General features: G+C 64.3%; 35 protein-coding genes. 26 read left to right on the top strand and 9 right to left on the bottom strand.

Translation table 11 applies throughout. The annotated features are described in order from the left end of the window. Positions 1-74 precede the first annotated feature (74 nt). The 12 genes from rpsJ to CBY09_RS02255 all read left to right on the top strand — a co-directional run bounded on the left by rpsJ (position 75) and on the right by CBY09_RS02255 (position 6175). Positions 75-386, top strand: coding sequence for a 30S ribosomal protein S10 (gene rpsJ / locus CBY09_RS02310; protein WP_005796953.1), 312 nt, complete (start codon positions 75-77; stop codon positions 384-386). 224 nt (positions 387-610) lie between these two features. After that, positions 611-1285: a 50S ribosomal protein L3 gene (gene rplC / locus CBY09_RS02305; protein ID WP_094285999.1), complete on the top strand. Its 675-nt coding sequence runs from the start codon at positions 611-613 to the stop codon at positions 1283-1285. Then, entirely contained in the window at positions 1285-1905 is a 621-nt protein-coding gene (rplD, locus tag CBY09_RS02300) for a 50S ribosomal protein L4 (protein ID WP_008906425.1), read from the top strand. The genes rplC and rplD overlap by 1 nt, the downstream gene beginning before the upstream one ends. After that, positions 1902-2216, top strand: a complete 315-nt coding sequence (rplW, locus tag CBY09_RS02295) for a 50S ribosomal protein L23 (protein ID WP_007847815.1) — start codon at positions 1902-1904, stop codon at positions 2214-2216. Before rplD ends, rplW begins: the two co-directional genes overlap by 4 nt. Before the next feature lie 2 nt (positions 2217-2218). Continuing rightward, positions 2219-3043 (top strand): 50S ribosomal protein L2, encoded by an 825-nt coding sequence (gene rplB, locus CBY09_RS02290; protein WP_063460173.1) that lies wholly within the window; start codon positions 2219-2221, stop codon positions 3041-3043. 10 nt (positions 3044-3053) lie between these two features. Beyond that, positions 3054-3329, top strand: coding sequence for a 30S ribosomal protein S19 (gene rpsS, locus CBY09_RS02285; protein ID WP_010467177.1), 276 nt, complete (start codon positions 3054-3056; stop codon positions 3327-3329). 9 nt (positions 3330-3338) lie between these two features. Next, positions 3339-3671, top strand: coding sequence for a 50S ribosomal protein L22 (rplV, locus tag CBY09_RS02280; protein ID WP_005796970.1), 333 nt, complete (start codon positions 3339-3341; stop codon positions 3669-3671). 15 nt (positions 3672-3686) lie between these two features. Next, a complete protein-coding gene (rpsC, locus tag CBY09_RS02275) occupies positions 3687-4568 on the top strand; it encodes a 30S ribosomal protein S3 (protein WP_063460172.1) in 882 nt (293 codons plus the stop codon). A 2-nt stretch (positions 4569-4570) separates the two neighbouring features. Continuing rightward, the gene (gene rplP / locus CBY09_RS02270; protein ID WP_015012190.1) at positions 4571-4987 is read left to right on the top strand and encodes a 50S ribosomal protein L16; all 417 of its coding nucleotides are present in this window, start codon (positions 4571-4573) and stop codon (positions 4985-4987) included. Positions 4988-5004: 17 nt separating this feature from the next. Then, positions 5005-5202 (top strand): 50S ribosomal protein L29, encoded by a 198-nt coding sequence (rpmC, locus tag CBY09_RS02265; protein WP_094285997.1) that lies wholly within the window; start codon positions 5005-5007, stop codon positions 5200-5202. 9 nt (positions 5203-5211) lie between these two features. Further along, positions 5212-5481 (top strand): 30S ribosomal protein S17, encoded by a 270-nt coding sequence (rpsQ, locus tag CBY09_RS02260; protein ID WP_094285995.1) that lies wholly within the window; start codon positions 5212-5214, stop codon positions 5479-5481. A 184-nt stretch (positions 5482-5665) separates the two neighbouring features. Further along, complete coding sequence (locus tag CBY09_RS02255) at positions 5666-6175, top strand: peroxiredoxin (RefSeq protein ID WP_094285993.1); 510 nt, start codon at positions 5666-5668, stop codon at positions 6173-6175. A gap of 1 nt (position 6176) precedes the next feature. Here CBY09_RS02255 and CBY09_RS02250 read toward each other — a convergent pair whose 3' ends face one another. From CBY09_RS02250 to CBY09_RS02240, 3 genes are all read right to left on the bottom strand, one after another. Continuing rightward, entirely contained in the window at positions 6177-7775 is a 1599-nt protein-coding gene (locus CBY09_RS02250) for a reverse transcriptase family protein (RefSeq protein WP_240515549.1), read from the bottom strand. Between the two features lie 246 nt (positions 7776-8021). Next, on the bottom strand, positions 8022-8513 hold the full coding sequence (locus tag CBY09_RS02245; protein ID WP_094285991.1) for a GNAT family N-acetyltransferase: 492 nt from the start codon (positions 8511-8513) through the stop codon (positions 8022-8024). A gap of 58 nt (positions 8514-8571) precedes the next feature. After that, on the bottom strand, positions 8572-9252 hold the full coding sequence (locus CBY09_RS02240; RefSeq protein WP_094285989.1) for a cytochrome b/b6 domain-containing protein: 681 nt from the start codon (positions 9250-9252) through the stop codon (positions 8572-8574). 154 nt (positions 9253-9406) lie between these two features. Between CBY09_RS02240 and CBY09_RS02235 the strand changes: the two genes are divergently transcribed. Next, positions 9407-9862 carry a c-type cytochrome gene (locus CBY09_RS02235; RefSeq protein WP_063460167.1) on the top strand — a complete coding sequence of 152 codons (456 nt, stop codon included), beginning with the start codon at positions 9407-9409 and terminating at the stop codon, positions 9860-9862. 116 nt (positions 9863-9978) lie between these two features. Here CBY09_RS02235 and CBY09_RS02230 read toward each other — a convergent pair whose 3' ends face one another. Next, positions 9979-10482 carry a TlpA disulfide reductase family protein gene (locus tag CBY09_RS02230; RefSeq protein WP_094285987.1) on the bottom strand — a complete coding sequence of 168 codons (504 nt, stop codon included), beginning with the start codon at positions 10480-10482 and terminating at the stop codon, positions 9979-9981. A gap of 133 nt (positions 10483-10615) precedes the next feature. Here CBY09_RS02230 and CBY09_RS02225 point away from each other — a divergent pair, with 133 nt between their 5' ends. The 6 genes from CBY09_RS02225 (at position 10616) to CBY09_RS02200 (ending at position 16307) form a co-directional block, all read left to right on the top strand. Then, positions 10616-11149, top strand: a complete 534-nt coding sequence (locus CBY09_RS02225) for a hypothetical protein (RefSeq protein ID WP_094285985.1) — start codon at positions 10616-10618, stop codon at positions 11147-11149. Further along, the gene (locus CBY09_RS02220) at positions 11146-12411 is read left to right on the top strand and encodes an MFS transporter (protein WP_094285983.1); all 1266 of its coding nucleotides are present in this window, start codon (positions 11146-11148) and stop codon (positions 12409-12411) included. The genes CBY09_RS02225 and CBY09_RS02220 overlap by 4 nt, the downstream gene beginning before the upstream one ends. A gap of 98 nt (positions 12412-12509) precedes the next feature. Beyond that, on the top strand, positions 12510-12962 hold the full coding sequence (locus CBY09_RS02215; RefSeq protein ID WP_094285981.1) for a PTS sugar transporter subunit IIA: 453 nt from the start codon (positions 12510-12512) through the stop codon (positions 12960-12962). Further along, positions 12931-13200 (top strand): HPr family phosphocarrier protein, encoded by a 270-nt coding sequence (locus tag CBY09_RS02210; protein ID WP_015012201.1) that lies wholly within the window; start codon positions 12931-12933, stop codon positions 13198-13200. The genes CBY09_RS02215 and CBY09_RS02210 overlap by 32 nt, the downstream gene beginning before the upstream one ends. Positions 13201-13255: 55 nt before the next feature. Further along, the gene (gene ptsP, locus CBY09_RS02205; RefSeq protein ID WP_094285979.1) at positions 13256-15013 is read left to right on the top strand and encodes a phosphoenolpyruvate--protein phosphotransferase; all 1758 of its coding nucleotides are present in this window, start codon (positions 13256-13258) and stop codon (positions 15011-15013) included. Between the two features lie 64 nt (positions 15014-15077). Further along, entirely contained in the window at positions 15078-16307 is a 1230-nt protein-coding gene (locus CBY09_RS02200; RefSeq protein ID WP_094286005.1) for an MFS transporter, read from the top strand. Positions 16308-16358: 51 nt separating this feature from the next. Here the strand turns inward: CBY09_RS02200 and CBY09_RS02195 are convergent, their stop codons facing one another. The 5 genes from CBY09_RS02195 to CBY09_RS02175 form a co-directional block, all read right to left on the bottom strand. Next, a complete protein-coding gene (locus CBY09_RS02195; RefSeq protein ID WP_094285977.1) occupies positions 16359-17192 on the bottom strand; it encodes a DMT family transporter in 834 nt (277 codons plus the stop codon). An 84-nt stretch (positions 17193-17276) separates the two neighbouring features. Continuing rightward, a complete protein-coding gene (locus tag CBY09_RS02190; RefSeq protein WP_094285975.1) occupies positions 17277-17996 on the bottom strand; it encodes an AraC family transcriptional regulator in 720 nt (239 codons plus the stop codon). A 39-nt stretch (positions 17997-18035) separates the two neighbouring features. After that, positions 18036-19016: a lipoyl synthase gene (gene lipA / locus CBY09_RS02185; RefSeq protein ID WP_094285973.1), complete on the bottom strand. Its 981-nt coding sequence runs from the start codon at positions 19014-19016 to the stop codon at positions 18036-18038. A gap of 15 nt (positions 19017-19031) precedes the next feature. Continuing rightward, the gene (gene lipB / locus CBY09_RS02180) at positions 19032-19673 is read right to left on the bottom strand and encodes a lipoyl(octanoyl) transferase LipB (protein WP_240515550.1); all 642 of its coding nucleotides are present in this window, start codon (positions 19671-19673) and stop codon (positions 19032-19034) included. A 94-nt stretch (positions 19674-19767) separates the two neighbouring features. Then, positions 19768-20085, bottom strand: a complete 318-nt coding sequence (locus CBY09_RS02175) for a YbeD family protein (protein ID WP_094285971.1) — start codon at positions 20083-20085, stop codon at positions 19768-19770. 288 nt (positions 20086-20373) lie between these two features. Here CBY09_RS02175 and CBY09_RS02170 point away from each other — a divergent pair, with 288 nt between their 5' ends. From CBY09_RS02170 to atpG, 7 genes are read left to right on the top strand one after another with little or no spacing between them, the layout of a single operon-like run. Next, positions 20374-20847, top strand: coding sequence for an ATP synthase subunit I (locus CBY09_RS02170; RefSeq protein WP_094285969.1), 474 nt, complete (start codon positions 20374-20376; stop codon positions 20845-20847). Between the two features lie 21 nt (positions 20848-20868). Continuing rightward, positions 20869-21747 (top strand): F0F1 ATP synthase subunit A, encoded by an 879-nt coding sequence (gene atpB / locus CBY09_RS02165; protein WP_094285967.1) that lies wholly within the window; start codon positions 20869-20871, stop codon positions 21745-21747. Positions 21748-21806: 59 nt separating this feature from the next. Beyond that, the gene (gene atpE / locus CBY09_RS02160; RefSeq protein WP_007847749.1) at positions 21807-22076 is read left to right on the top strand and encodes a F0F1 ATP synthase subunit C; all 270 of its coding nucleotides are present in this window, start codon (positions 21807-21809) and stop codon (positions 22074-22076) included. A gap of 34 nt (positions 22077-22110) precedes the next feature. After that, positions 22111-22581, top strand: a complete 471-nt coding sequence (locus tag CBY09_RS02155) for a F0F1 ATP synthase subunit B (protein WP_094285965.1) — start codon at positions 22111-22113, stop codon at positions 22579-22581. Positions 22582-22591: 10 nt separating this feature from the next. Further along, a complete protein-coding gene (locus CBY09_RS02150; protein ID WP_094285963.1) occupies positions 22592-23134 on the top strand; it encodes a F0F1 ATP synthase subunit delta in 543 nt (180 codons plus the stop codon). A gap of 41 nt (positions 23135-23175) precedes the next feature. After that, positions 23176-24729: a F0F1 ATP synthase subunit alpha gene (gene atpA / locus CBY09_RS02145; protein ID WP_094285961.1), complete on the top strand. Its 1554-nt coding sequence runs from the start codon at positions 23176-23178 to the stop codon at positions 24727-24729. Between the two features lie 18 nt (positions 24730-24747). Next, a complete protein-coding gene (gene atpG / locus CBY09_RS02140) occupies positions 24748-25614 on the top strand; it encodes a F0F1 ATP synthase subunit gamma (RefSeq protein ID WP_094285959.1) in 867 nt (288 codons plus the stop codon). The last annotated feature ends 29 nt before the right edge of the window (positions 25615-25643 follow it).

Genomic DNA, 25643 nt, shown 5'->3' with positions numbered 1-25643 from the left:
GGCGGCCGCACGGTGGGCGCTGGCGTCGTGGCCAAGATCATTGCTTAATTCATAAGCAGAACAAGGAACTTGCCATGTCCAAGCAAAAAATCCGCATCCGCCTGAAGGCGTTTGACTACAAGCTGATCGACCAGTCCGCTGCTGAGATCGTTGACACCGCCAAGCGCACCGGCGCCATCGTCAAGGGTCCCGTGCCCCTGCCAACGCGCATGAAGCGTTTCGACATCCTGCGTTCGCCCCACGTCAACAAGACGTCGCGTGACCAGCTGGAAATCCGTACGCACCAGCGTCTGATGGACATCGTGGACCCAACGGACAAGACCGTTGATGCCCTGATGAAGCTCGACCTGCCTGCTGGCGTGGACGTCGAAATCAAGCTGCAGTAATCCCGGAAGGCTGGTCCGCGAGGGCCGGCCTGATGGTTTGTAACGCGGACTTGCTTGAAAAAGCAGTCCGCGTTATACTTTAGGGCTTCACCTTTCTCGCGCCTGCAAAGTCGCTGGGTTGAGGTGGAGTTTTATTAACCTTCTTTCACACGCTGGCGCGCAAGTGCTGAGCAAAACGCTGAGGCCAATTGAAGTCGCAGCGGTGAGAGTTTTGGAGAAAACCAATGAGTCTGAGCAACTCCCTCGGGTTGCTGGGTCGCAAAGTGGGCATGATGCGTCTGTTCACCGATGATGGGGACGCAGTGCCTGTCACGGTGGTGGATGTGTCCAACAACCGCGTTACCCAGGTCAAAACCCAAGAGAACGATGGCTACGTGGCCCTGCAGGTCACGTTCGGTTCGCGCAAAGCATCGCGCGTGACCAAGCCAGAAGCCGGCCACCTTGCCAAGGCAGGTGTGGAAGCCGGTGAAATCATCCAGGAATTCCGCGTGACCGCTGAAACCGCTGGCAAGTATGCCGCGGGTGCTGCTGTGCCCGTGGCGGATGTGTTTGCCGTGGGCCAGAAGGTCGATGTACAAGGTACTTCGATCGGTAAGGGCTACGCCGGTACCATCAAGCGCCACAACATGGCCTCGCAGCGCGCGTCGCACGGTAACAGCCGTTCGCACAACGTGCCTGGCTCCATCGGTATGGCACAAGACCCCGGTCGCGTGTTCCCCGGCAAGCGCATGACGGGCCACCTCGGCGACGTCACCAAGACCACGCAAAACCTCGATGTGATCCGCATCGACGAAGCGCGTCAACTGCTCTTGATCAAGGGCGCTATTCCGGGCTCCAAGGGTGGGTTCGTGACGGTGCGTCCAGCGATCAAGGCCAAAGCCTCCAAAGGAGCGAACTAATGCAGCTCGAACTCCTGAATGACCAAGGCCAAGGCGCATCCAAGCTGGATGTTCCTGAAACCGTGTTCGGTCGTGAATACAACGAAGATCTGGTGCACCAGATCGTGGTGGCCTACCAGGCCAACGCCCGCCAAGGCACTCGCGCTCAAAAAGACCGCGAGCAAGTCCGTCACTCGACCAAGAAGCCTTTCAAGCAAAAGGGTACGGGTAACGCACGTGCAGGTATGACTTCCTCGCCACTGTGGCGTGGGGGTGGTCGGATTTTCCCGAACATGCCTGACGAAAATTTCACGCAGAAGATCAACAAGAAGATGTACCGCGCCGGTATGTCTGCCATCTTGTCGCAGCTGGCCCGCGAAGGCCGTCTGGCTGTGGTCGATTCGCTGAAGCTTGACTCCCCCAAGACCAAGGTCCTGGCCGACAAGTTCAAGGCGATGAACCTGCAATCGGTGATGGTGATTGCCGACGAAGTGGACGAAAACCTGTACCTGGCCTCCCGCAATCTGGTGAACGTGCTCGTTGTTGAGCCCCGTTACGCCGATCCCGTGTCGCTGGTCCGATTCAAGAAAGTGCTCGTCACCAAGGGCGCAATCGACAAACTCAAGGAGATGTTCGCATGAGCACGCTCAAGTTTGACGAAGGTCGTCTGATGCAAGTGCTGGTCGCTCCCATCGTGTCCGAAAAGGCCACCATGGTTGCTGAAAAGTCCAATGCTGTGACGTTCAAGGTGCTGCAGAACGCTACCAAGCCAGAAATCAAGGCCGCTGTGGAATTGATGTTCAAGGTGGAGGTCAAGGGCGTTTCCGTGGTGAACACCAAAGGCAAGACCAAGCGCTTCGGCAAGACCGTGGGCCGCCGCGACAATGTTCGCAAGGCATACGTCACGCTGCAGCCAGGTCAAGAGCTGAACCTGTCCGGGGAGGCTGCTTAATCATGGCCGTTATCAAGATGAAACCCACTTCGCCCGGCCAACGTGCTGTGGTGAAGGTCACGCGTGACCACCTGTACAAGGGTGAAGCGTTTGCCCCCCTGCTGGAACCCCAGTTCCAGAAGGCCGGTCGCAACAACAACGGTCACATCACCACCCGCCACAAGGGCGGTGGTCACAAGCACCACTACCGTGTGGTGGACTTCAAGCGCAACAAGGACGGCATTCCGGCCAAGGTTGAGCGCATCGAGTACGACCCGAACCGTACGGCCCACATCGCTCTGGTGTGCTATGCCGACGGCGAGCGCCGCTACATCATCGCTCCCCGCAACCTGGAAGTGGGCGCAACCCTGCTGTCCGGTTCGGAAGCTCCGATCCGCGCTGGCAACACGCTGCCTATCCGCAACATCCCCGTGGGTTCGACCATCCACTGCATCGAGCTCAAGCCCGGTGCCGGTGCGCAGATCGCCCGCTCGGCTGGTGCTTCGGCAACCCTGCTGGCTCGCGAAGGCACCTACGCCCAAGTGCGCATGCGCTCGGGTGAAGTGCGCAAGATCCACATCGAATGCCGCGCCACCATTGGCGAAGTGGCCAACGAAGAACACAGCCTGCGCCAACTGGGCAAGGCCGGTGTGAAGCGCTGGATGGGTATTCGCCCAACGGTTCGCGGCGTGGCCATGAACCCGGTGGATCACCCTCACGGTGGTGGCGAAGGCCGCACCGGCGAAGGCCGCCATGCAGTCGATCCTTGGGGCAATCTGACCAAGGGTTATCGCACCCGTAACAACAAGCGCACACAGATCATGATCGTGTCGCGTCGCAAGAAGTAAGGGGTAACAGATGACTCGCTCTCTCAAAAAGGGTCCATTTGTTGACCATCACTTGCTGGCCAAGGTCGAAAAGGCCGTTGCCACCAAGGACAAGAAACCAGTCAAGACCTGGTCGCGTCGCTCCATGGTTCTGCCCGAGTTCATCGGTCTGACCATTGCCGTGCACAACGGCAAGCAACACGTGCCGGTCTATGTCACCGACCAGATGGTGGGCCACAAGCTGGGCGAATTCGCCCTGACGCGCACCTTCAAGGGTCACCCCGCTGACAAAAAAGCGAAGAAGTAAGGAACGACCATGTCTGAAACACGTGCAGTCCTCCGGGGCGTCCGTCTGTCGGTCGATAAGGGCCGTCTGGTCGCCGATCTGATCCGCGGCAAGAAGGTGGATCAGGCTCTGAACATCCTGACGTTCACGCAGAAAAAAGCTGCTGGCATCGTCAAGAAGGTTCTGGAGTCGGCCATTGCCAACGCCGAACACAACGATGGCGCTGACATCGACGAACTGAAGGTCAAGACCATCTACGTCGAACAAGGCACCACGCTCAAGCGCTTCACCGCGCGCGCCAAAGGCCGCGGCAACCGCATCAGCAAGCCCACGTGCCATGTGTACGTGACGGTTGGCAACTAAAGGCTCGGGAAGACTATGGGACAGAAAATCCATCCTACCGGCTTCCGCCTTGCGGTCAGCCGCAACTGGTCCAGCCGTTGGTACGCCAGCAACCGCGACTTCGCAGGCATGCTGGCCGAAGACATCAAGGTGCGCGAGTACCTGAAGGCCAAGCTCAAGAACGCGGCTGTGTCGCGCATCCTGATCGAGCGCCCCGCCAAGAACGCCCGCATCACCATTTACTCGGCACGTCCTGGTGTGGTGATCGGCAAGAAGGGTGAAGACATCGAGAACCTGAAGAAGGAACTCGCGTCGCGCCTGGGCGTGCCTGTCGCAGTGAACATCGAAGAAGTGCGCAAGCCCGAAATCGATGCCAAGCTGATCGCCGACAGCATCACGCAGCAGCTCGAAAAGCGCATCATGTTCCGCCGCGCCATGAAGCGCGCCATGCAGAACGCCATGCGTCTGGGTGCCCAGGGCATCAAGATCATGTCGTCCGGCCGTCTGAACGGTATCGAAATCGCTCGCTGCGAGTGGTACCGTGAAGGCCGCGTGCCACTTCACACGCTGCGTGCGGACATCGACTACGGCACCTCTGAAGCCAAGACCACCTACGGTGTGATCGGCGTCAAGGTCTGGGTTTACAAGGGTGACACGCTGGGTCGTAACGACCTGCCAGCTGTGGAAACGCCTCGTCCAGACGAAGAGCGCCGCCCACGCGGCCCACGCCGTGATGGCCGCCCAGGTGGCGACCGTCCAGGCGCAGGCCGTGGCCCACGTCGTCCTGTCGGTGGCAACACCGCTCCGGCCGACGGCAGCGACAAGCCAGCGGAAGCTGGTGGCGCTGATAACACCGCCGTTAAGCGCGTACGCAAGGTCGCCGCGCCCGCTACAGCAGCGGACGGTAAAGGAGAATAAAGATGCTGCAACCTGCTCGCCGTAAATATCGCAAAGAGCAAAAGGGCCGTAACACTGGCGTCGCAACGCGGGGTGCCTCCGTTGCCTTCGGTGATTTCGGTCTGAAGTGCACCGATCGTGGCCGTCTGACGGCCCGCCAGATCGAAGCTGCACGCCGTGCGATTTCCCGTCACGTCAAGCGTGGCGGCCGTATCTGGATCCGCGTGTTCCCGGACAAGCCAATCTCTACCAAGCCCGCAGAAGTGCGTATGGGTAACGGTAAGGGCAACCCCGAGTACTACGTGGCCGAAATCCAGCCCGGCAAGATCGTGTTCGAAATCGTTGGTGTGCCCGAAGAACTGGCCCGCGAAGCGTTCCGCTTGGCTGCTGCCAAGCTGCCGCTGCGCACCACGTTCGTCAGCCGTCACCTCGGCGCGTAATTCAGGAGACCATGAAAATGACCAAAGCTACTGAACTGCGCCAAAAAGACGTTGCTGGCATCGAAGCCGAAATCAAGGCGCTGCAAAAGGCCCACTTCGGCCTGCGCATGCAAAAGGCTACGCAGCAATTGGCTAACACCAACACGCTGCGCACCACCCGCCGTGATATCGCACGTGCCAAGACCATCCTTGCTGAAAAGCAAGCCGCCAAGTAAGGAGCCCCTATGACGGAAGCTAAAAAATCCCTCAAGCGCACCTTGGTTGGCAAGGTGGTCAGCGACAAGCGTAACAAGACCGTGACCGTGCTGATCGAGCGCCGTGTGAAGCACGAGCTCTACGGCAAGATCGTTGCCAAGTCGAGCAAGTACCACGCGCACGACGAAAACAACGAGTACAAGCTGGGCGACACGATTGAAATCACCGAGAGCCGTCCGCTCTCCAAGACCAAGAACTGGGTGGCCACCCGCTTGGTGCAAAAGGCCGGTCTGCTGTAACAGGCAGTGCTGCATTGAAGCCCGGGGCAACCCCCCGGTCTGCAAGGCCCTTCAAAACGACCCACAATGTGGGTCGTTTTGCTTTGTGGGCCGCCTTTCTGGAATGGCCCCGGCAAATTCCCGGGCCCACCCGGGGTCCTCCGTTGACCCCTTCCCCCATCTACCAACCTCCAAGGAGATAACAATGATCAAAGTCGGTGACACCCTGCCTGCAACCACCCTGATGGAATATTCCGAAGTCGAGGGCGAAGGCTGCAGCATTGGCCCGAACCCCGTGCCGGTGGACAAGGCCACGGCAGGCAAGACGATTGCCCTGTTTGCACTGCCGGGCGCCTTTACCCCCACCTGCTCGGCCAAGCATGTGCCCGGCTACGTTGAAAAGGCCGCCGAGTTCAAGGCCGCTGGCGTGGACGAGATCTGGTGCGTGAGCGTGAACGACGCCTTCGTGATGGGCGCCTGGGCGCGCGACCAGAAGACCGATGGCAAGGTGCGCATGCTGGGCGACGGCGATGCAACCTTCGCCAAGGCCACCGGCCTCACCCTGGATCTGACGGGCAAGGGCCTGGGCCTGCGCAGCAACCGCTACTCGATGCTGGTGCGCGACGGCAAAGTGCTCACACTCAACGTGGAGGGCCCTGGCAAGTTCGAAGTCAGCGACGCGGACACGCTGCTGCAGCAAGCCCAGAAGGCCTGAGTTACCCCTTGTCCTGAGCCGCGTCCGTGAATCGGATGGCACCGAACAGCCGCAGGAGCTTCTCTCTGCGCGTCGGTGCCAGCCACTGGCCCGCCCAGTGGATTTCTCCCTCCAGGCGCGCGCGCTCGCCCACATCCACCCCGGGCAGGCGCGCCAGCCGATGCAGCCGGGCCTTCAGGATGTCGAACTGCTCCCGGCTGTAGTTGGGGCGCTGATTGACCACCAGCCCCGTGACGGACTGGCGCTGGTGGGCGGGCATCAGCCGGGTTTTGTCACCGCGCAGTGCAAAACCCTCGTCCTGCACGATGGCGCCAACCCAGGCGCGCAGCGCGCCAAACTGGCCCTGCAGGTCCTGCGGGCCTGAAAACACCAGATCATCCGCATACCGTGTGTAGCGCGCGCCAAAGCGCTGCGCCAGTGCATGCAGCCGCAAATCCAGCCCAAACGCGCACAGATTGGCCAGAGCGGGTGAGGTGGGTGCCCCTTGGGGCAGATGGAGCTGCGCCAGGCGCGCGTGGGTGGAGCGGCGCTGCGCAATCGTCTGCGCCGAGGTCGGTGCGTTGTCTTCCCACAGGCGCTCGCGGACAGGCGCAGGCGTGCGCGTGGTGGTCAGGCGCGTGAGCAGCTCGGCCGCCGGGCGGCCATGCCCCAGCGCGCGCCACAGCGCCCGTACACGCGTGGCGTTGATGTGGGTGAAAAAATCGGCCAGATCAAAACGAACCACCACCGCCTGCCGGGTGTGCACCTGCACATGGCTGCCCACACTGCGGCCCCGCACAAAGCCGTGCGCGGCCTCGTGGACCGGGATGCCTGCCAGCAGGCGGTCCAGAATGCGGCGCTGGGCGGTTGCCAGGCGTGGGCGTGGGGCCTCCAGCAGCCGCAGGCCGCCGCTGGTTTTGGGCAGCAGGCGGTAGCGGTAGTGCGATGCGGGCAGGGCATAGCCGCCCTGGGGTTCGCGCCAGTGGCCATGGTCGGGCGCCAGCCACAGCAGATCCTCCAGGGGAACGCCCAGCAGCTGGAACAGATCTTGTGCCGTGGCCAGCATGGGGACGGAGCACTGCGGGGCACTGCCCATCCAGGCGGGGGGTGGACCTGCCGTGCCGGGGCGCAGCAGCCAGTGCAAAGGCCTGCCCGTGCGGGGGCTTGCCGCCCAGGTGCGGAAGCTCTGGGCGAGCTGGGCGTCCGTCCGCAGGTGCCACGGCGTGGCGGAGGGGGCGTCTCCGTCGTTGTCCTCCGGGTCCCAAAAGCCGATGTCGTCACCTTCAGTAACAAGGTCCCCGCCATCTTGCAACTGCCAGGGCGCAGTGCCGTTGCGCACCCCGGCCTTGCGCCACCAGAAACCCCGGCACAGCCAGTTGGCGAGGTCTTCGGGCTCCAGCCGGGCCCATTCGGCTGCGGACACCGTGGACAGGCGGCGCAGTTGCTCCAACAGCACCTCGGGCAATGGCGAAGGGCCGGGCTCTGGGGCCGCATGGCCCAGGCAGTGCCCGGCCCGGGCCACCAGTGCGCGCAGGCTGCGGCGATCGGGGCTGTCTGCATCGGCCAGCAGGGCCAGTGCCAAGGCCCTGGCCAGGGCGCGGATGGGGGCCGACAGCGTCACGGCGCGGCGTTCAGAAAGAGGTTGGCCTAGTACCAACCAGCGGGTTGGGCGCGAACTGTTTGCCACCGGTGGCGGCTGGTTCGCGCGCCCCAATGTGCGCGTATGAGGAGAACACCGTGGGGCTGCCCCACGGCCCGAACCTGTGCAGGCTCGACATGCTTGGCACCAGGCCGCTGCGATTCTATGTGAACTATCAAAATGATAGCTATCAGGGCTTATGGGATGGGCGCAAAGGCCCAAAAAAGCTCAAGAAATATCGACCTTGAGGTAATGTGCCCCAGCAATGGGGTTGTGGTAGTAGGGCGGAATCTCCTCAAACCCCAGATCGGTGTACAGCGCGCGGGCGGATTCCATGTCATCGAGGGTGTCGAGCAGCACGCAGGCATAGCCCGCCTGCCTTGCGCGGTCCAGCATGGCCTCGGCCAGCTCGCGCCCCAGGCCAAAACCCCGAAACGCCTTGCGCACATAAAGGCGCTTCATTTCGCTGGCGTTGGGGTAGTCGGCGGCATCCAGGGGGCGCAGGGCGCAGCAGCCTGCCACGGCGCCTTCGACCTCGGCGATCAGCAGGGCGCCGCGGGGTTCGGCGTAGTCGCCCGGCAGCTGGGCGAGTTCGGCGTCAAAGCCCTGGAAACACAGGTCCACGCCCAGGGTGCTGGCGTATTCCCGGAAGATGTCGCGCACGGCGTCCAGCTCGGCAGGGGTGCTGGGGGTTCGCAGGGTGATGGAAGGCTTGTCCAAAACGCGAGGGGGCAAAACGATGGAAGCCGCAGTGTAGCGAGGTCGTCCTTAGAGCCCGTCAGAACCCCGCCGCCATGGCCAGCGACGAGACCCACCAGGCCAGCCCCGCGCTGCCGGCCAGCACCACCAGCGCCAGGGCGCGGCTCAGCGCATCGTCGCGCGAGGGCGTGGCGGGCACGGGCAGGGCCTTGTCGCCGCCCAACATGGGGCGCACCAGGGTGTGCTTGCGCACCAACACGTAGAACAGCACGGCCAGCACATGCAGGGCGACCAGGCCGAGCACGAGATACTGGCCAATCTCCTTGTGGTAGCCCGTGGCCTGGCCCACCACGGTGTTGGAAACAAAACGGGTGAGCGGCCCGGCAAAAGCGATTTCGTCGTCGCTCAGTAGGCCCGTGCCCACCTGCGCGCCCAACACTGCGAGCAGCGCAAACACCGACAGCGCACCCAGCGGGCTGTGCCCGGCGTTGTCCTCGGGGTGGGCGTTGCCGCGCAGGTAGCGCACGAGCCGGGCGGGTGAGTACAAAAAGGCCGAGAAGCGCGACCAGCGCCCGCCGATCAGCCCCCAGACCACTCGAAAGACCAGCAGTGCCAGCACGGCGTAGCCCAGGCGAAAGTGCCACTCCATGGCGTTGCCGCCCACCTTGGCGGTGATGACCAGGCCAATGACACAGGCGGCCAGGGCCCAGTGGAAGAGGCGGGTGGGAAGGTCCCAGATCCGTACGGTGTGTGGCGTCATGGCAGCAAAAGCGAGGGAAAAGGCAGGATGGGCGCATTGTGAAGGAGGCCACGCGCGGCCGGAAGGGCCCCGGCCATGCGAAAACAGGCCCAAAGCGGCATACTGCCACCGGGCCCCAAGGTGGGAGCCCACCCCACGACAAAGGAAATCTCCCATGAAAGCACTTGCCGCATTTGCCCTTGCTGCCGCCACGCTGACCGTGTCGGCCCCCGCCTCGGCCCAGTTTGCCAAGGCCGAGGACGCCATCAAGTACCGCCAGAGCGCACTCTTCGTGATGGGCCAGCATTTCGGCCGCCTGGGCGCCATGGCCAATGGCCGCGTGCCGTTTGATGCCAAGGCCGCGCAGGAGAACGCCGACGTGGTGGCCGAAATGGCCAAGCTGCCCTGGGCCGGTTTTGGCGCGGGCACGGACAAGGGCGCACCCACCAAGGCGCTGCCGGAGATCTGGACCGAGCAGGCCAAGTTCAAGGAACATTCCGACAAGCTGCAGGCCGAGTCGGTCAAGCTGGCCGCCGCTGCCAAGACGGGCAACCTCGATAACCTCAAGACCGCGTTCGGCGCTGCCGCAGGCACCTGCAAGGCCTGCCACGACAACTACCGTGCGAAGTGATGATTGCTATTGAATGAATAGCTGATGGGGCAATCCCATAGCGCGCAAGGGGCTGATTTCTTTGGAAATCAGCCCCTTGTTCGTCAGAGCAGCCCCGCCGTCCGGCTCACACCGGCTCAGGTCTCTGCCAGCAGCTTCTCGATGAGCTGGTGCAGCTCGGGGAAGTTGGGCGCGCCCACGTAGGTTTTCACGATCTCGCCGCGCTTGTTGACGATGAAGGTCGAGGGCGTGAGGCGCACATCGCCCCAGGCCTTGGCCACGGCGCCGGTGTTGTCGATGGCCACCTTGAAGGGCAGCTTGCGCGTTTCGGCAAAGTTGACCACATAGCTGGGCGGGTCGTAGCTCATGGCCACGGCCAGGGTCTCGAATCCCTTGGCGTTGTACTTGTTGTAGGTGGCGACGATCTCGGGCATCTCGGCCACGCAGGTGGTGCAGCTCGTGGCCCAGAAGTTCACCAGGGTGACCTTGCCCTTCAGGTCGGCGGTGGATTTGCTGGTGCCATCCAGCAGCACAAAGGTGGATGCGGGCGCTTCGGCGCGGCCTGTGTCCAGGTAGACGTACGCGCCCACGGCCGCAAACGCTGCCACCGCCACACCTGCTGCCCAATGCTTGATCGCCATGATTTCACCATCCAGAAAGAACGAGGCTCCGAGGCCCACACGGCATTGTGCCGGAGGGCTGGCCCAGGGGGTCGAGTCGGCCCGGCTACAAAAGTTCGGGCTGCTCTGCCGACGCTCTGTCGATAATGGGCCGATGCATTGGACATTGACCGGGGCGCTGGCCCTGCTGCTGGCGGGCTGCAGTCCCGCGCTGAACTGGCGCACCGTGGCCTTGCCCGAGGCGGGCCTCACCATCACGCTGCCCTGCAAGCCCGACCAGGCCACCCGCACCGTGGAACTGGCCGGGGCGCCGGTGGCGCTGGCCATGGTGGGCTGCGATGCCGATGGCGCCACCTTTGCCGTGTCGCACGCGGCGCTGGCCGATCCGGCCCAGGTGGGCACGGCGCTCACCCACTGGCGCGCGGCGGTGCTGGCGCGCCTGGGGCCACAGGCGGCCGCTTCGGCGGCCGACACCCCCTACACACCGCGCGGCGCCTTGCCGCTGCCGCAGTCGCTGCGCACGGTGGCCCAGGGCCAGCGCGCCGATGGCGCGGCGGTCACGGCGCAGGCCGTGTGGTTTGCGCGTGCGGCAGGCCCCGAGGTGCGGCTGTTCCACGCGGTGGTCTACAGCCAGAAGCCCCGGCCGGAGGTGGCTGAGCAGTTTTTTGCCGGCCTGGCGCTGCCATGAGTGGCGTGTCGTCCGGCCTGTTGTCGCGGCGCTCGGCCGTCATTGTTTTCCTGGCCTTTGCGTTTGCCTACTTTCTGTCGGCGTTGGTGCGGGCCGTCACGGCCACGCTGGCGCCCACGCTGGCGGCAGAGTTTGCGCTGCAGGCGCGTGACCTGGGGCTGCTGGCCGGGGGCTACTTCCTGGGCTTTTCGGCCACGCAGCTGCCGCTGGGCACCTGGCTGGACCGCCATGGGCCCAAGAAGGTCGCGCTGGGGTTTCTGGGCGTGGCCGTGGTGGGCAGCCTGGTGTTTTCGGCGGCCACCGGGTTTTCGGGCCTGCTGGCCGGGCGCGTGCTGTGCGGCGCGGGGGTCAGTGCCTGCCTGATGGCGCCGCTCACAGGCTACCGCCGCTGGCTGGACCCCGTGGCCCAGATGCGCGCCAACTCGTGGATGCTCATGACCGGCTCGCTGGGCATGGTGGCGTCCACGCTGCCGGTGCAATGGGCCCTGCCGCTGGTGGGTTGGCGCCCGCTGTTCTGGGGACTGGCGGTGCTGATTGCGCTGTCGATGGTGGTGATTGCCCTCTGGGTGCCGGGCTGGGGCCCGGCGGGGCAGGCGAAGGCAGATGCCAGCGCCGCAGAGGCCGTGCCCCAGGGCTATGGCGTGGTGTGGCGCCACCCCTACTTCCAGCGTCTCGCGCCGCTGGGGTTCTTCTGCTACGGCGGCATGGTGGCCATGCAGACCCTGTGGGCCGGGCCGTGGATGCAGCGCGTGGCGGGCTACACCGCGCTGGAGGCCGCCACCGGGCTGTTCTGGATCAATGTGTCCATGCTCTGCACCTTCTGGTCCTGGGGCATGCTCAACCCCTGGCTGCTGCGCAAGGGTTTTGGGGCCGACCGGCTCATGGCCTGGGGGCTGCCGCTGTGCTCGGTGGTGCTGCTGGGCATCATCCTGGCCGGGCCGCAGGCCGGGGGCGGCGCCTGGGCGCTGTTCTGCGTGTCGTGCACCTTTGTGTCGCTGTCGCAGCCCGCCGTGGCCATGGCGTTCCCGCAGGCGCTGGCGGGGCGGGCGCTGTCGGCCTACAACCTGGTGATTTTTGTGGGCGTGTTTGTGGTGCAGTGGGGCATTGGCCTGGCCGTGGATGCGTTTGCGGGGGCCGGGCTGGCCACGGTGCCTGCGTTCCAGGCGGCCATGGCGGTGTACCTGGTGTGCAACGCGGGCGCCTATGCGTGGTTCGTGCTGCGGGGGCGGCGCCATAATGTGCTGCCAACCCCCACACCATGAAGACCTGCGCACATGACGATGCAACAACGGGCCGCGTGCTTCTCCGCGAGCCTGTGACACGCGATGTGTCGATGCCCTGTATTGCGTAGGTCACCACCATGAGCCCCACCAGAATCCTCATCATTGCCCACGCCCCGCTGGCCCACGCGCTGCGCGAATGTGCCCTGCACGTGTTTGCCGACTGCGCAGGCAGCGTGGCCGCGCTGGATGTGCAGCCCAACCAGCCGCCCGAAGAGTCGCTGGCCCAGGCGCGCATCCTGCTGGAGCAGCTCGGCACCGATTCCACCCTGGTGCTGACCGACGTGTTCGGCGCCACGCCGTGCAACGTGGCGCAGCGCCTGGTCGATGGCGTGCGTTCGCGCCTGGTGACGGGTGTCAACCTGCCCATGCTGCTGCGCGCCGTGAGCTACCGGGCCGAACCCCTCGACTCCGTGGTCAACCGCGCGGTGGTGGGGGGCACGCAGGGGGTGATGCAGGTGGCCATTTCCGCACCACAGAACCAGAACCGCCGTCACCGACATGATCAAGACCCGTACGACCATCAGCAATAAACTGGGCCTGCACGCCCGCGCATCGGCCAAGCTCACCAAGCTGGCCGGCAGCTTTCCCTGCGACGTTTTCATGAGCAAGGGCGAGCGCCGCATCAACGCCAAGAGCATCATGGGCGTGATGATGCTGGCCGCCGGCCTGGGCTCCGAGGTGGAGCTGGAAACCAGCGGCGACCGCGAGCAAGAGGCCATGGACGCCCTGCTGGCGCTCATCGCCGACAAATTTGGCGAGGGTGAATAAGCCTACCCACACCTCGCCCTTGTCCTGAACCTGTCGAACCTTTGATCACACCACCATGACCTTCTCCGTCCACGGTCTCGCCGTCGCACGCGGCATCGCCATCGGCCGTGCCGTGCTGGTGGCATCGAGCCGCGTGGATGTGGCGCATTATTTTGTCGAGCCCTCCCAGGTCGAGGGCGAAATCGAGCGCGTGCGCCAGGGCCGCAACGCCGTGGTGGAGGAACTGCAGCGCCTGCAGACCGACATGCCCGCCGACGCGCCGCACGAGCTGACCGCGCTGCTCGATGTGCACCTGATGCTGCTGCAGGACGAGGCCCTCACGGGCGGCGTCAAGCACTGGATCACCGAGCGGCTGTACAACGCCGAGTGGGCTTTGACCACGCAGCTGGAAGTGATTGCGCGCCAGTTCGACGAGATGGAGGACGAGTACCTGCGCGAGCGCAAGGCCGACCTGGAGCAGGTGGTGGAGCGCATCCTGCGCCACATGAAGGGCGTGGCCAGCCCCGTGGCGCCACCCGCCAGCAGCCCGCGCCGCAAGACGCAGCAAGACCTGTTGCTGGACGACACGGTGGATGTGCCCCTGGTGCTGGTGGCGCACGACCTCTCCCCCGCCGACATGCTGCAGTTCAAGCAAAGCGTGTTTGCGGGCTTTGTGACCGACGTGGGCGGCAAGACATCGCACACCGCCATCGTCGCGCGCAGCATGGACATCCCTGCCGTGGTGGGCGCGCGCGCCGCCAGCCAGCTGGTGCGGCAGGACGACTGGGTCATCATCGACGGCGATGCGGGCGTGGTCATCGTCGATCCTTCGCCCATCATCCTGGCCGAATACGGTTTTCGCCAGCGCCAGGTCGAGCTGGAGCGCGAACGCCTGGCGCGCCTGAGGCATACGCCTGCCATCACCATCGACGGCCACAAGATCGAGCTGCTGGCCAACATCGAGCAACCCGGCGACGCGGCCGCCGCCGTGCGTGCAGGCGCCGTGGGCGTGGGCCTGTTCCGCAGCGAATTTCTGTTCATGGGCAAAAGCGGCAACCTGCCCGGCGAGGACGAGCAGTACCGCGCCTACTGCGAGGCCATCGACGGCATGCAGGGCCTGCCCGTCACCATCCGCACCATCGACGTGGGCGCCGACAAACCCCTGGACAACAAGGCCCACAAGGACAACTACCTGAACCCCGCGCTGGGCCTGCGCGCCATCCGCTGGAGCCTGGCCGACCCCGCCATGTTCCGCACCCAGCTGCGCGCCGTGCTGCGCGCGGCCGCGCATGGCAAGGTGAACCTGCTGTTCCCCATGCTCGCGCACACGCACGAGATCCAGCAGACGCTGGCGCAGGTCGATCTGGCCCGCGCCGAGCTGGACGCGCGTGGCGAGCCCTACGGCCCCGTGCAGCTGGGCGCCATGATCGAGGTGCCCGCCGCCGCGCTCATGGTGCGCACCTTCCTCAAGTATTTCGACTTTCTCTCGATCGGCACCAACGACCTGATCCAGTACACGTTGGCCATCGACCGCGCCGACGAAGCCGTGGCCCACCTGTACGACCCGCTGCACCCCGCCGTGCTGCGCCTGGTGGGCGATGTGATCGCCGAGGGCGAGCGCCAGGGCAAGAGCGTGTGTGTGTGCGGCGAAACGGCGGGCGACGTGACCATGACGCGCCTGCTGCTGGGCCTGGGCCTGCGCAGCTTTTCCATGCACCCTGCGCAGATACTGGCCATCAAGCAGGAGGTGCTGCGCGCCGACACCCGCAAGCTGGCCCCCTGGGCGCAGCAGGTGATTGGCGGTGAAGAGCCCGCCACGCTGCTGGCTTCTTAAGATAAATCAAAATTGATAGCAATCAAGGCAAGCTGATCAGGCGCAAAGGGCCGATTTGACTCGTATTTCTGTGCCCGCTGCCGACGCCTCCCTCATCGACTCGCGCCAGGCCCTGCAGCGCCTGCTGGCCACGCTGGGCCTGGTGGTGCTGGGCAACAGCAGCATGTACGTGGTGTCGGTGGTGCTCCCGGCCGTGCAGGCCGAGTTCGGCGTCGGCCGCGCCAGCGCCTCGCTGCCGTACACGCTGATGATGGTCTGTCTGGGGCTGGGTGGCTTGCTCACCGGCAGGCTGGCCGACCGCCACGGCCTCGCGCCCGTGCTGTGGCTGGGGGCGCTGGCCGTGCTGGGTGGCTTTGTGGGCGCGGCGTTCTCGGGCAGCATCTGGGCGTTTGGCATCGCGCATGCGGTGATGGGCTTCATCGGCAGTTCGGCCACGTTTGCGCCGCTGCTGGCCGACACGGCCCTGTGGTGGAACCGGCGGCGCGGCATTGCGGTGGCGGTGTGTGCCAGCGGCAACTACGTGGCAGGCGCCCTTTGGCCGCCCATCGTCCAGTACGGCATCGACACCATCGGCTGGCGGCCCACGTACATGGCGCTGGGCTTGGTCTGCGGCCTGGGCATGCTGGCCCTGTCGCTGCGCATGCGCCAGCGACCGCCCGCCATCCAGGCTGCAGCGGCAGGCGCCAGCACCGTGCCCGTGGACCGTTCCCGCCCTTTTGGCCTGGCGCCGGGCGCGGCGATGGCGCTGCTGTGTGTGGCGGGCGTGGCCTGCTGCGTGGCCATGGCCATGCCCCAGGTGCACATCGTTGCCTACTGCACCGACCTGGGGTTTGGCGCCGCCCAGGGCGCGCAGATGCTGTCGCTCATGCTGGCCTGCGGCATCGTGAGCCGCCTGGTCTTCGGGCTCATCTGCGACCGCATCGGCGGCGTCCGTACCCTGCTGCTGGGCTCGGCGTTGCAGGGGGTGGCGCTGCTGCTGTTCCTGCCTTACGACGGACTGGTGCCGCTGTACTTCATCTCGGCGTTGTTCGGCCTGTTCCAGGGCGGCATCGTGCCGACCTACGCCATCATCGTGCGCGAGCACTTTGCGCCCGCGCAGGCCAGCGTGCGCGTGGGCGCCGTGATCATGGCCACGCTGGTGGGCATGGCGCTGGGCGGCTGGCTGTCGGGCTGGATCTTCGACATCACCGGCAGCTACCACGCCGCGTTTGTGAACGGCATTGGCTGGAACCTGCTGAACCTGTCCATCACCGGCTGGCTGTTTCTGCGGGTGCGCAGAAATACTCAAAACTGATAGCTATCAAGCCATGGTGGACGCGCGGTAACGGCCAATTTGGCTTGTATTTCAGCGGGCCCGCATGCCCAGGATGGCCGCGCCAATGATCATCACCGTCGCCAGCGCAATGCTGGCGCTGAACTGGCGCCCGCTCACCACGATCAGCAACGCGGTGGAGGCCAGAGGTGTGATGTAGCTCAGGATGCCGATGTGCCGCGCGTCGCCCAGCTTGAGCGCCTTGTCCCACATGAAAAACGACGCTCCCAGCGGCCCCAGGCCCAGCACGGCCAGCAGCGCCCAGTCGCGCGGCTGCAGGCTGGCGGCGGGTTCCAGCGCCACATGGCACAGCAGCGAGAGCACGCCCGAGACCAGCCCGAACAGTCCGATGGCCGTGGTCGGGAAGGCGGCCACGCGCTTGGTCAGCAGCGAATAGGTGGCCCAGATGAGGGCGGCTGCCAGCGCGGGCAGGTAGCCCCAGGCCAGGGTGCCGCTCAGCTCCCGGCCACCGGCGATCGCAATGGCCGCCCCCACAAACCCCAGCAGCGCCGCCAGCACATGGGGCAGGCGCAGCGCCACGCCAGGCAACACCACGGGCGAGAGCACCACAATGAACAGCGGCCAGAGGTAGTTGACCAGGTTGGCCTCGACCGGCGGCGCATGGCGCAGCGCGATGAACAGCAGGAAGTGGTAAGCGAACAGGCCGTACACCCCCAGCGCCAGCGTGCGCAGCGGAATGCGCCACTGCGACGGATCGCGCAGCACAAACGGCCAGGCGGGCACGCTGCCGATGATGAGCGCAATGCCCGTGAGCAGGAACGGCGGAACATGGGTGAGCGACACGCCCAGCGAGGCGAGGGAGGCCCACAGCGCGATGGCGCCCAGGGCGTAGAGGTTGGCTTGCATGGGCCGAGCTTAAGCGCGCCGGTCGTCGCGCAATGGCGATAGATCGTCGCGCGCCAGGGGTTGTCCGGCACCAGAGCCTGTTGTTCAAGCCTGGTGCGTCCGGCGCAGTGCGGCCGTCAGGGCCGAGGGCGAACGGTAGCCCGTGCGCCGCGCCACTTCAGCCACCGCCATGCCCGTGCCACGCAGCAGCCGCGCGTGCGCCAAGCGCTGGCTGCGCAGCCAGGCCATGGGGCCCATGCCCTGGTCGTCCCGGCAACGGGCGGCAAACTGGCTGGGGCTCAGGTGCACCTGCGCCGCCAGATCGGCCACGGTCAACTCGGTGTGCCACTGCCGCGCCGCCCATTGCTGCAGCGCAAGCCAGTCGATGGGGCGGCGGGTGGGGGCCGGGGCAGTGTGTGCGCGTGCGGCAGATCCGCACCCATCGGCCAGCCAGGCCTCGCGCAGCAAGGCAGGGCCGTGGGCCAGCGCCAGCGGGCGGCCCTGCTGCAGCGCGCTGGCCAGGTAGTGCGCCAAGGGCAGCGCCTGGGCGGGCGGGGCCGTCGCCGCTGGCGGGCACGAGAGTGCCGCCCAGGCCGGGTGGGCGCTGTCGAGCACCAGGCACAGGCTGCCCCCGGCGGACTCGAAATCGTGCCGGTCCCCCGGGGCAATGACACAGCCCCCGCCGGCGGCCACCCGCACGCCGCGCCCTTCCACCTCCAGCTCCAGGGCGCCGGACAGCCCCAGCAGGACCTGGAAGTGGTCGTGGCGGTGGCTGCCGGGCGAGGCGCCGTAGCGGCGCAGGGAGAGCTGGTTTGGGGCATGCATGGTATCGCTCCGCCGCAGACGGTGGGTGTGTGCCGGGGCTCAGACCCCGGCTGCGTGCGCCTGCTGGTCCGCGTGGTAGCTGCTGCGTACCATGGCGCCGACGGCGGCGTGGCTGAAACCCATCTTGTAGGCTTCTTCCTCGAACATCTTGAACGTGTCGGGGTGCACGTAGCGGCGCACGGGCAGGTGGCTGTTGCTGGGGGACAGGTACTGGCCGATGGTCAGCATGTCGATGTTGTGTGCGCGCATGTCGCGCATCACCTGCAGGATTTCTTCGTCCGTTTCGCCCAGGCCCACCATGATGCCGCTCTTGGTGGGGACGTTGGGGTGCAGGGCCTTGAACTTTTTCAGCAAATTCAGGCTGAACTGGTAGTCAGAGCCTGGGCGCGCTTCCTTGTACAGGCGGGGCGCGGTTTCCAGGTTGTGGTTCATCACATCGGGCGGCGCGGCCTTGAGGATTTCGAGCGCACGGTCGTCGCGGCCGCGAAAGTCGGGCACCAGGATCTCGATCTGGGTGGTGGGCGACAGCGCGCGGATGTTCTGGATGCATTCCACAAAGTGGCCGCTGCCGCCGTCGCGCAGGTCGTCGCGGTCCACGCTGGTGATCACCACATACTTGAGCTTGAGTGCGGCAATCGTCTTGGCCAAGTTCAGGGGCTCGTCCTTGTCCAGCGGGTCGGGGCGGCCGTGGCCCACGTCGCAGAACGGGCAGCGGCGCGTGCATTTGTCGCCCATGATCATGAAGGTGGCAGTGCCCTTGCCGAAGCACTCGCCGATGTTGGGGCAGGAGGCTTCTTCGCACACCGTGTGCAGCTTGTGTTCGCGCAGGATCTCCTTGATTTCGTAGAAGCGCGTGGTGGGGCTGCCTGCCTTCACGCGGATCCAGTCGGGCTTCTTCAGCACTTCGCCTTGCTCCACCTTGATTGGAATGCGCGACAGCTTGGCCGCAGCCTTTTGTTTGGCCAGCGGGTTGTAGGCTTCGGTGGATTGCGCTTCGCGGACGACTTCAGGGGTGCTCATGGCTGTAGGCAGAGTTCAGGGCGCCAACCGGATGCTGAGCTGCTGGCCCAGCACCTGCGCGGCTTCTTCCCAGGTGGTGTGGACCCCGATTGTAGAAAGGTCCACTGTTTGCAAACCTGCGTAACCGCAAGGGTTGATGCGCGAGTAGGGTTCCAGGTCCATGGCCACATTGAGCGCCACGCCGTGGTAGGTGCAATGCCGGCTGACCTTGATGCCCAAGGCGGCGATCTTGCCCAGGCCGTCGAAGTCGGGGGCTGGAGGGGCGCCGGCGCCGGTGTGTTTTTGGGGGCGCTGGGGCAGCATGGCGTGGCTGTGGGGGTCGTGAAGGCGCACATAGATGCCAGGTGCGCCACCCACGCGGTGGCCCGTGACGCCAAAATGAGCCAGCGTTCGTATCACGGCCTCTTCCACGCGGTAGACATACTCTTTGACGAAGTAGCCAGCGCGCTGCAGGTCGATCAGCGGGTAGGCAACCACCTGGCCCGGGCCGTGGAAGGTGACCTGTCCGCCCCGGTTGGTCGCCACCACGGGAATGCTGCCGGGGGCCAGGACATGGTCGCTCTTGCCAGCCAGCCCCTGTGTATAGAGCGGCGCATGCTCGCACAACCACAGGGCGTCGGGGGTGTCGGGCGCACGCGTGGCCGTGTAGTCCTGCATGGCCTGCACGGTGGTGGCGTAGTCCACCCGGCCAAGGATCTGGGGGTGGGGGCGCACAGGCTCCGGCTTCGGGGGCGTGGTTGTAGACACGGGCCTACAGGACGACCTTGACCAGCGGGTGCGAGGACAGTGCTCGGTACAGGTTGTCGAGTTGTTCCCGGCTGGTTGCGGTGATGGTGATGGTTACTCCGAGGTAATTGCCCGCGCGGCTATCGCGCAGTTCAATGGTGCTGGCGTCGAAGGTGGGGTCGAACTGGCGCGCCAGCTCGGTGACCGCGTTCACAAAGCCGTCCACCTTGGCGCCCATGACCTTGATAGGGAACCGGGAGGGGTATTCGATGAGCGAGTCTTTGCGTGGGTCGGTGGCCTGCTCGGCAAGGCCATTGGCGGGCGGCGGAGTGGTGGGTGTCATGGTGAAAAGCCCTTGGGTCTTTGCTTCGGTTTCAATAGCTGATGGCGCTGCGCCATTGTGCGCCAGAGGCCCGGTGGCATGGCGCGAGCCGCAGCTTTTGCGTGCGCCAATCCGGTGCAGGATGGGCCGTTTTGCCTCGTTGAACCCGTTGGCCTGTCACCACAACGGCGCACGCTGGCGCGCGGGTCACGCACCCGGTTTGCGGGTTTTTGCCGACTGCCATGGGTTTTTACTTATAATTAGAGGCTTTGTGAAAGTTGCAGTCTGTAACGCGGGCGTCATTCAACAATGAAAACAATCGCTCCTGAGACTGAAGCTGAGGCTGAAGAATCTGACTTCAAGCCCCTGACAGCCCAAGAGGCGGAGCAGTGGCGCAGTCGCAATCCTCCCATCTCGGTGTGGAAGGTGGTGGCAGGTCAGGCACTGGTTGGAATGCTGGTGGCCCTGGTGGCCTGGGTTCTGACAGGCCGGGCGTCGGTGGGTTGGTCTGCAGCCTACGGCGCCGTGGCGGTGGTGGTTCCGGCGGGCTTGTTTGCACGGGGGGTGTTTCGCCGCAAGGCGTCGTCCGATCCGCGTGCAGCCATGCTGGGGTTCTTTGGTTGGGAAATCGCCAAGATCGTGTTGACGGTGGCGCTGCTTGCAGCGGCACCCCGGCTCGTGCCGGACTTGAGCTGGATGGCCTTGCTGGTTGGCATGGTGATCACAATGAAAACGTACTGGGCGGCACTGTTGGTGCGGTCTGGTGTCCGAAAAACCGATTGATAGTTACAAGAGAGTTGTCCGATGGCCGCAGAAGCGCACGCTCCGACTGCAAGTGAATACATCGTTCACCACCTGCAGCATCTTCAGAACGTCAACCAGACCAAGATTGTTGATTTCACCGTCATCAACTACGACTCGATCATTGTGGGTCTGGTTCTGGGTGTCCTCACTCTTTTGATTTTGTGGTCCGCTGCCCGCAAGGCGACCTCCGGCGTGCCCGGCCGCTTCCAGGCAGCCGTGGAAATGCTGGTCGAGATGGTGGACAACCAGGCCAAGGCCAACATCCACAACGCTGAAAGCCGTAAGTTCATCGCCCCCCTGGGTCTCACGGTGTTCGTCTGGATCTTTCTGATGAACTTCATGGACATGCTGCCTGTGGACCTGCTGCCCGCCATCTGGGCCAAGATCTACGGTGCTGCCGGTCACGACCCGCACCATGCCTACCTGCGTGTTGTGCCTACGGCCGACCTTTCGACCACCCTGGGCCTGGCATTCGCCATCCTGATTCTGCGCTTCTGGTACAGCGTCAAAATCAAGGGCGCTGGCGGCTGGGCTCACGAACTCGTTTCTGCTCCTTTCGGCACCAGCAAGAACCCCATCTTCGCCCTGATTCTGGCGGTGGTAAATGTGCTGATGCAGATCATTGAATATGTGGCCAACACCGTATCGCATGGCATGCGGTTGTTCGGCAACATGTACGCCGGTGAACTGGTGTTCATGCTGATCGCCCTGATGGGTGGCGCAGCTGCACTGTCGCTGTCGGGTGTGCTGCTGCCTGTGGGCCACGTCATCGCTGGCACCATCTGGACGCTGTTCCACATTTTGGTGATCTCGCTGCAAGCGTTCATCTTCATGATGCTTGCGCTGATCTACCTCGGTCAGGCGCACAACGCGCACTAAACGGTTCCCTTTCGTTTCTCTTTCCTTTTCAACTTTTCTTTTTTAACTCAGGAGTCATCATGGAAAACATTCTCGGTCTCGTCGCTCTGGCTTGTGGTCTGATCGTTGGTCTGGGCGCTATCGGCGCTTCCATCGGTATCGCACTGATGGGTGGCAAGTTCCTCGAATCGTCGGCACGTCAGCCTGAACTGATCAACGAACTGCAAACCAAGATGTTCATCTTGGCCGGCCTGATCGACGCTGCGTTCCTGATCGGTGTTGCTATCGCTCTGCTGTTCGCCTTCGCCAACCCCTTCGCTTCCACGTTCTTGGCCAACCTGCCCAAGTAATTCCCACTCAACGCCACTCTAGAAAGGTGTTGCCGTGAGTATCAACGCGACCCTGTTCATTCAGGCCATCGTCTTCCTGATCCTGGTGTGGTTCACGATGAAATTCGTGTGGCCCCCGATCGCGAAGGCGTTGGATGAACGAGCCCAGAAAATCGCCGAAGGCCTCGCTGCTGCCGACCGTGCCAAGTCCGAATTGACCGCTGCCAATCAGAAGGTCGAGAAGGAACTGGCGCAGGTGCGCAACGAAACGGCCTCGCGTCTTGCGGACGCCGACCGACGTGCCCAGGCCATCATCGAAGAAGCCAAGGCACGCGCCACGGAAGAAGGCAACAAGATTGTTGCTTCCGCCCGTGCCGAAGCCGAGCAGCAAACGGTGCAAGCCCGCGAAGCCCTGCGTGAGCAGGTCGCAGCGCTGGCCGTCAAGGGTGCAGAGCAGATTCTCCGCAAGGAAGTCAATGCCGGCGTTCACGCCGACCTGCTCAACCGCCTGAAGACCGAGCTGTAAGGGGACACACATGGCTGAACTCGCCACCATTGCCCGCCCTTACGCCGAAGCCCTGTTCAAGGCCGCTACTGCGGGTGCGGGCATGGACCTGGCCAGCACTGCTGACTGGGTCGATGAACTGGCGGCCATTGCCGCCAACCCCCAGTTGCGCCAGCTGGCGGACAACCCCAAGGTGACGGCAGACCAGGTGTTTGCCGTCTTCACGGGTGTTGCGCGTTCGGCTCTGCCTGACACGGCCAAGAACTTCTTGCGCACGGTCATCGACAACGGGCGCCTCGCCGCGCTGCCGGAAGTCGCTGCACAGTTTCGTGCCCTCGTGAATGGCCGCAGCGGCTCGTCGGATGCTGTGGTGCACAGCGCCTTTCCGATGGACGCTGCCGCACTGGCCGATGTCGGCACTGCGCTGGAAAAGCGCTTTGGCCGCAAGCTCAACCTCACCGCTCAGCTGGACGAGTCCCTGATCGGTGGCATTCGCGTAGTGGTGGGTGACGAGGTGCTGGACACTTCGGTCAAGGCCCGTCTTGAACAAATGAAAGCGGCCCTCACCGCGTAAGCGCGGCGAGGACAGCGAACCAAAGAAAGAAGGAAAGAGTCATGCAACTCAATCCCGCAGAAATTTCTGAACTCATCAAGAGCCGCATCGAAGGTCTGGCCGCCAGCAGCGATATCCGCAACCAGGGTACCGTGGTGTCCGTGTCCGACGGTATCGTGCGCGTTCACGGCCTGTCGGACGTGATGGCTGGTGAAATGCTTGAGTTTCCCGCCACCAAGGACGGTCAGCCTTCCTTCGGCCTGGCTCTGAACCTCGAGCGCGACTCCGTCGGCGCCGTGATTCTGGGCGAGTACGAGCACATCTCCGAAGGCGACACCGTCAAGTGCACGGGACGCATTCTGGAAGTGCCCGTGGGCCCCGAACTGGTCGGCCGCGTGGTGAACGCCCTGGGTCAGCCGATCGACGGCAAGGGCCCCATCAATGCCAAGCTCACCGACGTGATCGAAAAGGTCGCACCGGGCGTGATCGCCCGTAAATCGGTGGACCAACCCCTGCAGACCGGCCTGAAGTCCATCGACTCCATGGTGCCCGTGGGCCGTGGCCAGCGCGAGCTGATCATCGGTGACCGCCAGACCGGCAAGACGGCCGTTGCCATCGACGCCATCATCGCCCAGAAGGGCCAGGGCGTGACTTGTATCTACGTCGCCATCGGCCAGAAGGCTTCGTCGATCAAGAACGTGGTGCGCGCGCTGGAACAAGCCGGTGCCATGGAATACACGATCGTGGTGGCCGCATCGGCTTCTGAATCGGCTGCCATGCAGTACGTGTCGGCCTACTCCGGCTGCACGATGGGCGAGTACTTCCGCGACCGCGGCCAGGACGCCCTGATTGTTTATGACGATCTGTCCAAGCAAGCCGTGGCCTACCGCCAAGTGTCGCTGCTGCTGCGCCGTCCACCAGGCCGCGAAGCCTACCCTGGCGACGTGTTCTATCTCCACAGCCGCCTGCTCGAACGCGCAGCCCGCGTGAACGCCGACTACGTCGAAGCCTTCACCAAGGGTGAAGTCAAGGGCAAGACCGGTTCGCTGACCGCACTGCCGATCATCGAAACGCAAGCTGGCGACGTGTCCGCCTTCGTGCCTACCAACGTGATCTCGATCACCGACGGCCAGATCTTCCTGGAAACCTCGCTGTTCAACGCTGGTATCCGCCCCGCTATCAACGCCGGTATCTCGGTGTCCCGCGTCGGTGGTGCTGCCCAGACCAAGCTGGTGAAGAACCTGTCCGGCGGTATCCGTACCGACCTGGCCCAGTACCGTGAGCTGGCTGCGTTCGCGCAGTTCGCTTCCGACCTGGACGAAGCCACCCGCAAGCAGCTGGACCGCGGTGCCCGCGTGACCGAACTGCTCAAGCAGGCACAGTACAGCCCCCTGTCCATCTCGCTGATGGGTGCGACGCTGTTTGCTGTGAACAAGGGCTTCATGGACGACATCGACGTCAAGAAGGTTCTCGACTTCGAACACGGCCTGCACCAGTTCCTGAAGACCAGCCACGCCGCACTGCTGGCCAAGCTGGAACAGGCCAAGGCCATGGACAAGGACGCAGAAGCCGAATTGACCGCTGCCATCGGCGCGTTCAAGAAGTCGTTCGCTTAAACCGGACGAGGAGCCATCATGGCAGCAGGCAAGGAAATACGCGGCAAGATCAAATCGGTGGAGAACACCAAGAAGATCACCAAGGCCATGGAGATGGTGGCTGCATCCAAAATGCGCAAGGCGCAGGACCGGATGCGCGCTGCCCGTCCCTACAGCGAGAAGATCCGCAACATTGCAGCCAACCTCGGCAAGGCCAATCCCGAATACGTGCACCCGTTCATGAAGGTGAACGATGCCAAGGTAGCGGGCGTGATCGTGGTGACGACCGACAAGGGCCTGTGCGGCGGCATGAACACCAACGTGTTGCGCGCCGTGACGACCAAGCTGCGTGAGTTGCAAGGCGCTGGTGTTTCGACGGAGGCCGTGGCCATTGGCAACAAGGGCCTGGGTTTTCTGAACCGCGTCGGTGCCAAGGTGGTTTCGCATGTGACGGGCTTGGGCGACACGCCTCATCTGGACAAGCTGATCGGCCCCGTGAAGGTGCTGCTCGATGCGTACGCGGAAGGCAAGATCAACGCGGTGTACCTGAGCTACACCAAGTTCATCAACACCATGCGCCAGGAGTCGGTCGTGGAGCAGCTGCTCCCGCTGTCGTCCGAGCAGATGCAGGCCGAGAAGACTGAGCATGGCTGGGACTACATCTACGAACCCGATGCCCAGACCGTGATCGACGATCTGCTGGTCCGCTACGTCGAATCCCTGATCTACCAGGCCGTTGCGGAAAACATGGCGTCCGAGCAGTCGGCGCGCATGGTGGCCATGAAGGCCGCCACCGACAACGCAGGCAGCGTCATTGGCGAGTTGAAGCTGGTCTACAACAAGACGCGCCAGGCAGCGATCACGAAAGAACTTTCGGAAATCGTGGCTGGCGCCGCTGCTGTGTAAGCAGCTCAACCAACATCTAAATTGGAGCG

The organism is Acidovorax kalamii (genome assembly GCF_002245625.1).
GTDB classification, from domain to species: domain Bacteria; phylum Pseudomonadota; class Gammaproteobacteria; order Burkholderiales; family Burkholderiaceae_C; genus Acidovorax; species Acidovorax kalamii.
Note: the sequence above shows the minus strand (reverse complement) of the source record. Positions and strands in the feature narration are given on the sequence as shown.